We start from the raw sequence: 11,604 nt of genomic DNA on the forward strand, positions 1-11,604 counted from the left end.
GCCCGCACCACACGTGCCGCCTCGGTCCCGTACGGCCTGATGAGCTCTGCCGGCCGTACGGGACCGGGGCGTTTGCCGTCCGTACGACAGTGTCCGTACGAGAAAGTGAGCCAGAAACCGTGTCCGCAGTCTCCGACCGCCTGCCCACGTTCCCCTGGGACAAGCTGGAGCCGTACAAGAAGACGGCCGCCTCGCATCCGGACGGCATCGTCGACCTCTCCGTCGGCACCCCGGTAGACCCGGTCCCCGACCTGATCCAGAAGGCCCTGATCGACGCGGCGGACTCGCCGGGCTACCCGACCGTCTGGGGCACCCCGGCGCTGCGGGACGCGATCACCGGCTGGGTGGAGCGGCGGCTGGGCGCCCGTGAGGTCACCCACCGGCACGTCCTGCCGATCGTCGGCTCCAAGGAACTCGTCGCCTGGCTCCCGACCCAGCTCGGCCTCGGCCCCGGCGACCGGGTCGCGTACCCGCGCCTCGCCTACCCGACGTACGAGGTCGGCGCACGCCTGGCGCGTGCGGACTTCGAGGTCTACGACGACCCGACCGAGCTCGACCCCGAGGGCCTGAAGCTCCTGTGGCTGAACTCCCCGTCGAACCCGACCGGCAAGGTCCTCTCCCGGCAGGAGCTGACCCGGATCGTCGCCTGGGCCCGTGAGCACGGCGTCCTGCTCTTCTCCGACGAGTGCTACCTCGAACTGGGCTGGGAGGCCGACCCCGTCTCGGTGCTGCACCCGGACGTCAACGGCGGCTCGTACGACGGCATCGTCGCGGTCCACTCGCTCTCCAAGCGCTCGAACCTCGCGGGCTACCGCGCCGCCTTCCTGGCCGGCGACCCCGCGGTCCTCGCTCCGCTGCTGGAGATCCGCAAGCACGGCGGCATGATGACCTCGGCGCCGACCCAGGCCGCGGTCGTGGCGGCCCTCGGCGACGACACCCACGTCCACGAGCAGCGCGCCCGTTACGCGGCCCGTCGCACCCTGCTGCGCGAGGCCCTGGTGGCCCACGGCTTCCGCATCGAGCACAGCGAGGCCAGCCTCTACCTCTGGGCCACCCGCGACGAGTCCTGCTGGGCCACGGTCGCGCACCTCGCCGACCGGGGCATCCTGGTCGCCCCCGGCGACTTCTACGGCGAGGCGGGCGCCACCTTCGTCCGCGTGGCCCTGACGGCGACGGACGAACGAATCGCGGCAGCGGTGTCCCGCCTGGCGGCGAGCTAGCCGCGGCGGGTGCCACCGCCGCGGCCGTCCCGCCCGTCGGCGAGCAGGCCGCAACGCGTGCCACTGCTGTGCCTGCCCCGCCCGGCGGTGAGCCGACCGCAAGGGGTGGTCACCGCTGTGGCTGCCCCGCCCGTTGGCGAGCAGGCTGCAACGGTTGTCTCTGCTGTGGCTGTCTTGCCTGGTGGTGAGCCGGCCGCAAGGGGTGGTCTCCGCTGTGGCTGTCCCGCCGGTCGGTGAGCAGGCTGCACCGGGTGCCGCTGCTGTGGCCGTCCCGCCCGGCGGTGAGCCGGCCGCGACGGGTGCCGCTGCTGTGGCCGCCCCGCCCGGCGGTGAGTCGGCTGCGACGGGTGCCGCTGCTGTGGCTGTCCCGCCCGTCGGCGAGCAGGCCGCAACGGTTGTCTCTGCTGTGGCTGTCCCGCCCGGCGGTGAGCCAGCCGCGATGGGTGCCACTGCTGTGGGCAATCGTTCCGCAGGGCGGAACGGGTGGGCACAGCCGGCAGTGCCGGGTGCAGAGCGACGGGGTCCAGGGGCAACACCCTGGACCCCGTCACCGGCTCACCCCGGCGTCAGCCGAGCGGCAGGCCCTTCACCGTGCCGCCGCCCGGCAGCCCGCCCTTGGTGAGCGCGTCCGTCGGCAGCCCGCCCTTGGTCGCGGACTTGGCGGTGTCCCCGAGGACACCCCCGGCGGACCCTGCGGCCTCACCGGCCACCTTCTGCACCGCCGGCGTCGCCTTCTTCACGGCCTTGCCGCCGGCCTTGCCCGCGCCCGGCACGGCCTTCTCCACGGTCTTGCCGCCGGCTTCGCCCGCGACCCCGGTCGCACTGCGGGTCGCCCCGTCGAGCGTCTTGCCGACGGCCGCCCCGTCCAGGGCGGTCAGCCCACCGAGGTCCGGGGTGGCGGGCAGGGTGGCGGGGGCAGCGCTCGCGGAGCCGGCCGCACCGACCCCGGCGGCCGCTCCCGCAGCGACGAGCAGCGCGGCACGGGCGATCCTGCGGGTCAGGGGGAGGGACATGGTGCTCCTTCGAGGGGAGAGGACTACGGAACGCTGTGACTACCGCTCGAAGCCGCCGAAGGTTGCGCACGCCCGACGTAAAGAGTTGGCAATGCGTCGCATTATCGGGCTGTGGACAAAAGCGGGCGAAAAGTACCTGATAAGCACCCGATGTGAAAGTCCGTCGAACGGTCGGAGCCCAGCGCCCCCAAGGATTCCGCCACCCCGTGGCAGACGGCGCGAAAAACCGGGCGCAGGGCCGACCCGCGGCCCCGCACCCCACCCGCCCGGGTGAGGACCCGTACTACTGCCCGGTCACGATCCGCACACTGCCCGTGCCGCCGCCCGACCCCGCCGCCCCGGCCGCCTCCGTGCTGCCCGAACCGGTGGGCCGCCACTGGCTGTCGGTGTTCCCGGCGGTCCACTCCCGGCCCGCGTACGACACCTGCCGGATGTGCAGCGCCGAGGCGTTGGCGACGGCCCAGTGCGCCAGCTGCCAGCCCCGCTCACGGACGGCGCGCCCGGCGGACGTCTCCCGGGACACGGGCAGGGTCACGGTCCGCCCGTCGGTCTCGGCGGTGGGCACGCCGTCCTCTGCCGAGGCGGACGCCTTGCCGTCCCCGTCCCCGTCCCCGTCCTCCTCCGCCTCCTCCAGCGCGTCCCGCCCGAAGTCCCGCGAGAGCGCCGCGCGCACCGCGTCCGGGCCGGTGACCGCCGCCGCGGTCGCCTCTGCCGTCGCCGCGGTCGCCGTACCGGAGTCCAACCGTCCGTCGCAGGTCAGCGTGGCCGCCGAGGTCCCGGTGAGCGCGGCGGCCAGCATCACGGCGTCCGCCTCGTGCTTGGCGTACGCCTCCGGGTAGCCGCTGCGCTGCACCTTCTGCGCGGCGACGGTGAGCGGGAGTTCGGTGTAGTCGGGCACCTTGGCGAGGTGCTCGTAGAAGATGCTCGCCGCGTACGCCGGGTCCGTGACCTGCTTCTCGGTGCCCCAGCCCTGCGAGGGCCGCTGCTGGAACAGACCGAGCGAGTCCCGGTCGCCGTGGGCGAGGTTGCGCAGCCCCGACTCCTGGATCGCGGTCGCCAGCGCGATGGCCACGGCCCGCTCGGGCATCTCCCGGTTGGTGCCGACGGCGGCGATCGTCGCCGCGTTCACCGCCTGCTCGGGCGTGAACTCGTACCGCGCCTTGTCGTCCCCCGTGCCGGAAACGACTCTGCACCCGGGATCGTCGGCCCCACCGGTGACGTACTGGACCACGACGTAGCCCGCGACGGCTGACAGAACCACGAAGGACGCGCCGATCCTGAGGAGGCGGCGGCCGCGACGCTTGGGGGAGGGGGACAGCTCTGGCACGCGTACAAGGTACTGGAGAGTACGGAAACGGAGGAGACTGGTGTTCAGCCTGTGAAGAGCGGTAGGCGGATCTGGCGCGTTAGGGTCGACGCCATGGCCGACACCCCTCTTGATCTCACGCTGGACGCCGCCGCCCTCACCGCGCAGCTCGTCGACTTCCCCTCCGAGAGCGGCACCGAGAAGCCCCTCGCGGACGCGATCGAGACCGCCCTGCGCGCGCTGCCGCACCTCACGGTGGACCGGTTCGGCAACAACGTGATCGCCCGGACCGAGCTGGGCCGTCCGGAGCGGGTGATCCTCGCCGGCCACATCGACACCGTGCCGATCGCCGGCAACGTCCCCTCGCGTCTCGACGAGGACGGGGTCCTGTGGGGCTGCGGCACCTGCGACATGAAGGCGGGCGTCGCCGTCCAGCTGCGGATCGCGGCCACGGTCCCGGCCCCCAACCGCGACCTGACCTTCGTCTTCTACGACAACGAGGAGGTCGCCGCCGACCTCAACGGCCTCAAGCATGTCGCCGAGGCCCACCCGGAGTGGCTCGTCGGCGACTTCGCGGTCCTGCTGGAGCCCTCGGACGGCCAGGTCGAAGGCGGCTGTCAGGGCACCCTGCGGGTGCTGCTGAAGACCTCCGGCGAGCGGGCCCACTCGGCGCGCGGCTGGATGGGCGCCAACGCGATCCACGCCGCCGCCCCCATCCTGGCCCGCCTCGCCGCGTACCAGCCGCGGTGGCCGGTCATCGACGGCCTGGAGTACCGCGAGGGCCTGAACGCGGTCGGCATCCAGGGCGGGGTCGCGGGCAACGTCATCCCCGACGAGTGCGTGGTCACCGTCAACTTCCGGTACGCGCCGGACCGCACCGGGGACGAGGCGATCGCGCACGTCAAGGAGGTGTTCGCCGACTGCGGCGTCACGGAGTTCGTCGTCGACGACCACAGCCCCGGCGCCCTGCCCGGCCTCTCCCACCCGGCGGCGGCCGCCTTCATCGAGGCGGTGGGCGGCACCCCGATGCCCAAGTACGGCTGGACCGACGTCAGCCGCTTCTCGTCGCTCGGCGTCCCCGCGGTCAACTACGGCCCCGGCAACCCGCACCTGGCCCACAAGCGCGACGAACGCGTCGAGGTCGCGAAGGTCCTGGCGGGCGAGGAGCGCCTGCGGGCCTGGCTCGTCGAGTGACCCCGGGCGCTTTGTGCCGGACACGCCGACGTCCCCCGCCCGTAACCCGGGTGGATCTACGCTGGCACGGAAAGACCTGCAAGCGGAGGGAGCGCACATGGCTACCGGAAACCCCGAGGGGAAGAAGCAGCCGCCGGACGAGCAGCGGCTGGGACCGGTCCTCCGACGGCGGGGTCAGGTCACGGCGAGCACCACCGACCAGCGACTGCTCGACGCGGGAGGCCCCTCGGACTGGGTCCACACGGACCCCTGGCGTGTCCTGCGCATCCAGTCGGAGTTCATCGAGGGCTTCGGCACCCTGGCCGAACTGCCCCCGGCGATCAGCGTGTTCGGCTCCGCCCGGACACCCGTCGACTCCCCGGAGTACGAGGCGGGCGTCCGCCTCGGCCGCGCCCTCGTCGACGCCGGCTGGGCGGTGATCACGGGCGGCGGCCCGGGCGCGATGGAGGCGGCCAACAAGGGCGCCTGCGAGGCGGGCGGCACCTCGGTCGGCCTCGGCATCGAGCTCCCCTTCGAGCAGGGCCTCAACCCCTACGTCGACATCGGCCTCAACTTCCGCTACTTCTTCGTCCGCAAGATGATGTTCGTGAAGTACGCGCAGGGCTTCGTGGTCCTGCCCGGCGGCCTCGGCACCCTCGACGAGCTCTTCGAGGCCCTCACGCTCGTCCAGACCCAGAAGGTGACCCGCTTCCCGATCGTCCTCTTCGGCACGGAGTACTGGGGCGGACTCGTCGACTGGCTCAAGAACACCCTGGTCGCCCAGGGCAAGGCGGCCGAGAAGGATCTGCTCCTCTTCCACGTCACGGACGACGTCGACGAGGCGGTCGCCCTGGTGTCGAAGGAAGCGGCCCGCGACTGACCGGGCCGCTCAGCGGTTCAGGCGAGTCCTCGTCGGGCCACCGCCGGTGGGCGGTGGCCCGCGATGGACGCCACCATGTCCAGCACCTGCCGCGTCTCCGTCACCTCGTGCACCCGGTACACCTGCGCGCCGAGCCACGCCGACACGGCGGTCGTCGCCAGCGTCCCCAGCACCCGCTCCTTCACCGGCCGGTCCAGCGTCTCCCCGACGAAGTCCTTGTTGGACAGCGACACCAGCACCGGCCAGCCGGTCTCCACCATCTCCGGCAGCCGCCGCGTCGCCTCCAGGCTGTGCCGGGTGTTCTTGCCGAAGTCGTGCCCGGGATCGATCAGGATCGACTCCCTCGGCACCCCCAGCGCAGCGGCCCGCTCGGCCAGCCCCACGGTCACCCGCAGGATGTCGGCCATGACATCGTCGTACGACACCCGGTGCGGCCGTGTCCGGGGCTCCGAGCCGCCCGCGTGCGTGCACACCAGCCCCGCCCCGTACCGCGCGGCGACCTCCGCCAGCCCGGGATCCACCCCGCCCCACGCGTCGTTCAGCAGATCCGCGCCCGCCTCGCAGACCGCCTCGCCGACCTCGGCCCGCCAGGTGTCCACGCTGATGATCACGTCCGGGAAGCGCCGCCGGACCTCCGCCACGAACCCGACCGTGCGCCGCGCCTCCTCCTCGGCGGTCACCTCTTCCCCGGGCCCGGCCTTCACCCCGCCGATGTCGACGACGGCGGCCCCCTCGGCCACGGCCTGCTCCACCCGGGCGAGCGCGGGCTCGTCACGGAAGGTGGCCCCCTGGTCGTAGAAGGAGTCAGGGGTCCGGTTCACGATCGCCATGATCACCGGCTCATGGGCCCCGAATTCACGCCTGCCCAGCCTGAGCATCGCCTGTGACCTCTCCTAGTACCTGCCGCGCATCCGCCGCCTGTGACCCTAACCGCCGGGCTCGCATGGCACGATCGGACCCACACACATCCGAGATCGAGCACACCGAGCCTGGGGACCCACCGATGGTTATGTTCTTGTTCCTGGTCATCGCGCTCGCCGTCGTGGTCGCCGCGGTGACACTCGCCGTGGTGGGCGGCGGCGAGGGCACCGGCCCGCTGCCCGAGGTGGCCCCCGAGCGGCTGCACGACCCGCTGCCCCCGGACCGGCCGCTCGACCGGTCCGACGTCGACCGGCTCCGCTTCCCGCTCACCCTCCGCGGCTACCGCATGGAGGACGTCGACGACGCCCTGAACCGGGTCGCCGCCGAGCTCGCCGAGCGCGACGCCCGGATCGCCGTCCTGGAGACCGCCCTCGCGGGCGCCCAGCCCCCGGCGCGGCCCCATGTCTCCTTCGAGAAGCCCGCACCGGAGGACGAGCGGTGAGCGACGGCGCCGCCCTCGCCGGCTCCGACGGCGCCCTGCGCTGCCCCTGGGCCCTGTCCACGCCGGACTACCTCACGTACCACGACGAGGAGTGGGGCCGCCCGGTCCACGGCGACGACGCCCTCTTCGAGCGCCTCAGCCTGGAGGCGTTCCAGTCCGGCCTGTCCTGGATCACGATCCTGCGCCGCCGCGAGGGCTTCCGCAGCGCCTTCGCCGACTTCAAGATCGCCTCGGTCGCCGCCTTCACCGACGAGGACCGCGCACGCCTCCTCGCCGACGAGGGCATCATCCGCAACCGGGCCAAGATCGACGCGACCCTGGCCAACGCGCGGGTCCTGCTCGACTGGTCCCCGGGCGACCTGGACACCCTGATCTGGTCCCACGCCCCGACGCCGGGCAAGGCTCCGAAGACCCTGTCGGACGTCCCGGCGGTGACGGACGAGTCGACGGCCCTGTCGAAGGCCCTGAAGAAGAAGGGCCTCCGCTTCGTGGGCCCCACGACGGCGTACGCGCTGATGCAGGCGTGCGGCCTGGTCAACGACCACCTGCAAACCTGCGTGAGCAGAAGCGCTTTCTAGGGGCACCCGCACCCGCTGTACGACCTCAGCGCCCCAGATACTTCGGCGTCTCCTTCTGGACGAAGGCCCGAACGGCAATGGTGTGGTCTTCGGAAGCCCCCGCCCGAGACTGCAACTCGTCCTCCTTCCCCAGCGTCTCGGAGAGCGAGTGCGAGAACCCGTACGCGACGGCCTCCTTGAGCGCCGCGTAAGCCACGGTCGGCCCCGAGGCCAGCCGCCGTGCCACCTTCTCGCCCTCGGCCCGCAGATCGGCGGCGGGGACGACCCGGTTCGCGATCCCCAGCTCGTACGCCTCCTGCGCCGGGATGTTGCGCGGGAAGAGCAGCAGATCAGCCGCCCGCCCGGGCCCGACCACCCGCGGCAGCGTCCAGGAGACCCCGGAGTCGGCGGTCAGCGCGACCCCCGCGAACGAGGTGTTGAAGGACGCGGTGTCGGCGACGACACGGTAGTCCGCGGCCAGCGCGAACCCGAAGCCGGCGCCCGCCGCGACCCCGTTCACCGCCGCGACGACCGGCTTCGCCGCCTCCGTCAGCGCCCGCACGATCGGGTTGTAGTGCTCCTTGACCGTGCTCATGACGTGCGCCGACCCCTCGGCCAGCAGCCCGATGTGCTCCTTGAGGTCCTGGCCGACGCAGAAGGCCCGGTCCCCGGCGGCGGTCAGCAGCACCGCCCGCACCCCGGTGTCGTCCGCCGCCGCGCGCGCCGCCTCCCGCAGGGCGACCTTGGCCGCCACGTTCAGCGCGTTCATCGCCTCGGGGCGGTTCAGCGTGATCGTCGCGAGCCCGTCGCTCACCTCGTAGAGCACGGTGTCGGCCATGACGTATCCCCTTATGTGTGTCGGCTTGTGTGTCGGCTTGTGTGTCCGCTCGGTCACCAGAGAACAGCATGGCGTCCGAGGACCGGACGTGACGTGTGACCTGCGTCAAAGAATTCGACGCGGTTCACGGACCCGGGGTGACCGTGCGGCGGCGCAGTATCGCAGTCACATCGCCGAATTGAGTGGTTTTGCTCGCGCGCGTTGCCCAAGCGATGCCTACTGATGTTGGTCATCGGGTCCTGAGATGCGGGATAATGGCCGGGAAGCAATGTGTTCGATGCCGGTGTCGCGTGTCCCACGCTGGATCGCGCGTGCCCTGCCAGGGCCGTCGGCTTTTGACGTGAGCTGGTTTCAGGAAGGGGAACGAGCATGGCGGCCATGAAGCCGCGGACGGGCGATGGCCCGCTCGAGGTGACCAAGGAGGGGCGGGGCATCGTCATGCGCGTTCCGCTCGAAGGCGGCGGTCGGCTCGTCGTCGAGCTGACCCCTGACGAGGCCGACGCGCTCGGCGACGCCCTCAAGAAGGTCGTCGGCTGACGCGCAAGCGACCATATCCTTTCAGCCGCCCCGGCATCCCCTTGGGTGCCGGGGCCGCTGTCTTTCCGGGGCCGCCTCGCCCGTACGGCCCAGTGCTCAGCGCTTGACCGCGCAGAGCAGCCCGTCGCCCACGGGCAGCAGGGACGGCACCATCTCCTGGCTCTCGCGCACCGCCCGCAGCAGCTCCCGGATCCGTATGACCTCCGTGGGCTGCGGGCCCGAGTCGACCGTGCGGCCGTTGGCGAAGACCCCCTCGAAGACCACGAGCCCGCCCGGGCGCAGCAGACGCAACGATTCAGCGAGATAGTCGAGGAACTCCAGCCGGTCGCCGTCGCAGAAGACCAGGTCGTAGCCGGCGTCCGCGAGCCGGGGCAGCACGTCGAGGGCGCGGCCGGGGATGAACCGGGCCCGGTTGCTGGCGAAGCCGCAGGCGCGGAAGGCCTGCCGGGCGAACTGCTGGTGCTCCGGCTCGGGGTCGACCGTGGTCAGGACCCCGTCGGGGCGCATGCCGTGCAGCAGGTGGATCCCGGAGACACCGGTGCCGGTACCGATCTCCGCGACCGCCTTCGCGTCCACGGTGGCGGCGAGCAGCCGCAGCGCGGCGCCGGTGCTGGGCGACACCGAGCGCAGCCCTGCCTCGCGGGCCCGGTCACGGGCCCAGCGCAGCGCGTCGTCCTCGGCGGCGTAGGCGTCGGCGAACGCCCAGCTTGCCTGCCGGTTGCCGGTAATGACCCTCTCCTGTCCCCGCTGGTTGCCTCGGCGTGACTGTATCCGTTGGTGCCGGGAACCCGCAGATGGGACCAGGCGTTTGAAGGGGTGGGAACGACGAGCGGGGGACACAGTTGGATCACGACGAGGGACGAGACGTCGAGCAAGTGCTGACGCAGCCGTATGAGCCGTATCAGCACAGATCAAATTCTCGTAAAACCGCTTATCCGGAGCTAACGGGCGAGGTGGCTATGGTAGGGGCTCCACTGGACACCACCAGAGCCGACAGGGGAGGTGCGGCTGCGCCTGTGGATCGGGGAGGAGTGCTGCGGCGCTTTCTCGGATCGGCGGGCAGGCCGAAATCCGTGAACGACACCGCTGACCACCGTCACGCCGGCGACTACGCCCAGACCGCGACCTTCTCCACCGACGCGGACGGGCAGGCGTGGACTCCGCCCACCTGGGAGGAGATCGTCAGCATGCACAGCGGCCGGGTCTACCGGCTCGCCTACCGTCTGACCGGCAACCAGCACGACGCCGAGGACCTCACGCAGGAGGTCTTCGTCCGCGTCTTCCGCTCCCTGTCGACCTACACGCCCGGCACCTTCGAGGGCTGGCTGCACCGCATCACCACCAACCTGTTCCTGGACATGGTCCGCCGCAAGCAGCGCATCCGCTTCGACGCGCTCGGCGAGGACGCGGCCGAGCGGCTGGCCAGCAAGGAGCCCACCCCGCAGCAGGTCTTCAACGACGCCCACTTCGACGCGGACGTCCAGCAGGCCCTCGACACCCTCGCGCCCGAGTTCCGCGCCGCGGTGGTCCTGTGCGACATCGAAGGACTGTCGTACGAGGAGATCGCCGCGACCCTCGGCGTCAAGCTGGGCACGGTCCGCTCGCGGATCCACCGCGGCCGCTCGCAGCTGCGCAAGGCCCTCGCCCACCGCTCCCCGAAGGCGCGCGCCGAGCGCCGCTCCTTCGTGTCCCGGGTGCCCGCTCTGGGAGGAGGGGGCGCGACCGCGTGACTGGAACCCGGCGTACCCCCGCAGAGGGGCTCCTCGCAGAACAGCATCTGGGAGACCGGCTCTCCGCCCTCGTGGACGGCGAACTCGGTCATGACACCCGTGAGCGCGTCCTCGCGCACGTGGCGACCTGCGCGAAGTGCAAGGCCGAGGTCGACGCCCAGCGCCGGCTGAAGAACGTCTTCGCGGAAGTGGCCCCGCCCGCCCCCTCCGAGAGCTTCCTGGCCCGTCTCCAGGGGCTCCCCGCAGGAGGTGACCCGGACGGCGGCGGTACGCCGCTGGGCAGGTCGGGCTTCGGTGACGGTGTCTTCGGGGTGAGCCGGGAGGAGCCGTTCTCCTTCGGCTATCTGCCCACGAGCGACCACGGCTCCGCGCTGGCACCCGCCGACCGAGGCTTCCGGATCCACCCCGTCGGCCGGGACGGCGAGCGGTCCCGCGGGCTGCGCTTCGCCTTCGTCGCCGCCGGTGCGGTGTCGCTGGCCGCGATCGCCCTCGGCGGGATGAACACCGGCGCGCCGGTCGACACCGCGGCGGACGCGCGCGGCGGGAGCGGCGGGAGCAATGTGACCCCGGCCCGCACCCCGGGTTCGGGCTCCGCGACGACCGAGAACCAGCGGCGCCGGGCCACCGGACCGCTGCTCGCCCAGGGCGGCCAGCTCCTCGGCACCCCCGCGGCGCCGACCGAGGTCTCCGCCCCGCTGCTGCCCGGCGTGCCCTCCCCGGCCTCCGGCCGTGCGGAGCAGACGGTCCTGCACCGGCTCACCACCCCGATGATGGCCGGGGCGGCGGCCATGTCCCCGCTGATACGTCCGCTCGGTACGACCCCGCCGATCGCCGTGAGCTCCTGGGCCACCGCCCCCGAGATCACCGGCCCCGGCCTGCTCGCCGGGCCCGTCCCCGACGCCACCTCCGCCCCCGTCGCCTCCCCGCCCTCGCACTACCTCCGCTGAACCGGACCCTGCGCCGGTCCGACATGAACCTGGTTGAATC

The 11,604-nt window shown here is 72.4% G+C and carries 13 protein-coding genes; 8 read left to right on the forward strand and 5 right to left on the reverse strand.

Annotated elements, in window-relative coordinates; genetic code table 11:
- The first annotated feature begins 119 nt into the window (after nt 1-119).
- Nucleotides 120-1,220: a bifunctional succinyldiaminopimelate transaminase/glutamate-prephenate aminotransferase gene (locus tag ACYQ8Q_RS30010; protein WP_460069157.1), complete on the forward strand. Its 1,101-nt coding sequence runs from the start codon at nt 120-122 to the stop codon at nt 1,218-1,220.
- 566 nt (nt 1,221-1,786) lie between these two features.
- Here ACYQ8Q_RS30010 and ACYQ8Q_RS30015 read toward each other — a convergent pair.
- Together ACYQ8Q_RS30015 and ACYQ8Q_RS30020 are read right to left on the reverse strand one after the other, a co-directional pair.
- Nucleotides 1,787-2,233, reverse strand: a complete 447-nt coding sequence (locus ACYQ8Q_RS30015; RefSeq protein WP_460069160.1) for an ATP-binding protein — start codon at nt 2,231-2,233, stop codon at nt 1,787-1,789.
- A gap of 283 nt (nt 2,234-2,516) precedes the next feature.
- Nucleotides 2,517-3,560 carry a heavy metal transporter gene (locus ACYQ8Q_RS30020; RefSeq protein ID WP_460069163.1) on the reverse strand — a complete coding sequence of 348 codons (1,044 nt, stop codon included), beginning with the start codon at nt 3,558-3,560 and terminating at the stop codon, nt 2,517-2,519.
- Between the two features lie 93 nt (nt 3,561-3,653).
- On the opposite strand from ACYQ8Q_RS30020, the gene dapE reads away from it, so the two are divergent.
- Nucleotides 3,654-4,733, forward strand: a complete 1,080-nt coding sequence (gene dapE, locus ACYQ8Q_RS30025) for a succinyl-diaminopimelate desuccinylase (protein WP_460069165.1) — start codon at nt 3,654-3,656, stop codon at nt 4,731-4,733.
- A gap of 97 nt (nt 4,734-4,830) precedes the next feature.
- Nucleotides 4,831-5,592, forward strand: a complete 762-nt coding sequence (locus ACYQ8Q_RS30030; RefSeq protein ID WP_460069167.1) for an LOG family protein — start codon at nt 4,831-4,833, stop codon at nt 5,590-5,592.
- Between the two features lie 17 nt (nt 5,593-5,609).
- Here ACYQ8Q_RS30030 and folP read toward each other — a convergent pair whose 3' ends face one another.
- On the reverse strand, nt 5,610-6,470 hold the full coding sequence (gene folP / locus ACYQ8Q_RS30035) for a dihydropteroate synthase (RefSeq protein ID WP_460069169.1): 861 nt from the start codon (nt 6,468-6,470) through the stop codon (nt 5,610-5,612).
- Nucleotides 6,471-6,601: 131 nt separating this feature from the next.
- Here folP and ACYQ8Q_RS30040 point away from each other — a divergent pair, with 131 nt between their 5' ends.
- Nucleotides 6,602-6,955, forward strand: coding sequence for a DivIVA domain-containing protein (locus tag ACYQ8Q_RS30040; RefSeq protein ID WP_460073550.1), 354 nt, complete (start codon nt 6,602-6,604; stop codon nt 6,953-6,955).
- On the forward strand, nt 6,952-7,533 hold the full coding sequence (locus ACYQ8Q_RS30045; RefSeq protein ID WP_460069172.1) for a DNA-3-methyladenine glycosylase I: 582 nt from the start codon (nt 6,952-6,954) through the stop codon (nt 7,531-7,533). Before ACYQ8Q_RS30040 ends, ACYQ8Q_RS30045 begins: the two co-directional genes overlap by 4 nt.
- A 25-nt stretch (nt 7,534-7,558) precedes the next feature.
- On the opposite strand, the gene chcB is transcribed toward ACYQ8Q_RS30045, so the two are convergent.
- Nucleotides 7,559-8,350, reverse strand: a complete 792-nt coding sequence (gene chcB / locus ACYQ8Q_RS30050) for a 2-cyclohexenylcarbonyl CoA isomerase (protein ID WP_460069173.1) — start codon at nt 8,348-8,350, stop codon at nt 7,559-7,561.
- A gap of 369 nt (nt 8,351-8,719) precedes the next feature.
- Between chcB and ACYQ8Q_RS30055 the strand changes: the two genes are divergently transcribed.
- Entirely contained in the window at nt 8,720-8,887 is a 168-nt protein-coding gene (locus tag ACYQ8Q_RS30055) for a DUF3117 domain-containing protein (RefSeq protein ID WP_003966491.1), read from the forward strand.
- Nucleotides 8,888-8,983: 96 nt separating this feature from the next.
- Here the strand turns inward: ACYQ8Q_RS30055 and ACYQ8Q_RS30060 are convergent, their stop codons facing one another.
- Nucleotides 8,984-9,658: an O-methyltransferase gene (locus ACYQ8Q_RS30060; protein WP_460073552.1), complete on the reverse strand. Its 675-nt coding sequence runs from the start codon at nt 9,656-9,658 to the stop codon at nt 8,984-8,986.
- Nucleotides 9,659-9,918: 260 nt separating this feature from the next.
- Between ACYQ8Q_RS30060 and sigE the strand changes: the two genes are divergently transcribed.
- Together sigE and ACYQ8Q_RS30070 are read left to right on the forward strand one after the other, a co-directional pair.
- A complete protein-coding gene (gene sigE, locus ACYQ8Q_RS30065) occupies nt 9,919-10,617 on the forward strand; it encodes an RNA polymerase sigma factor SigE (RefSeq protein ID WP_055635246.1) in 699 nt (232 codons plus the stop codon).
- Entirely contained in the window at nt 10,614-11,564 is a 951-nt protein-coding gene (locus tag ACYQ8Q_RS30070) for an anti-sigma factor family protein (RefSeq protein ID WP_460069175.1), read from the forward strand. The genes sigE and ACYQ8Q_RS30070 overlap by 4 nt, the downstream gene beginning before the upstream one ends.
- Nucleotides 11,565-11,604: the final 40 nt, after the last annotated feature.

Source organism: Streptomyces sp. YKOK-I1, assembly GCF_054660435.1.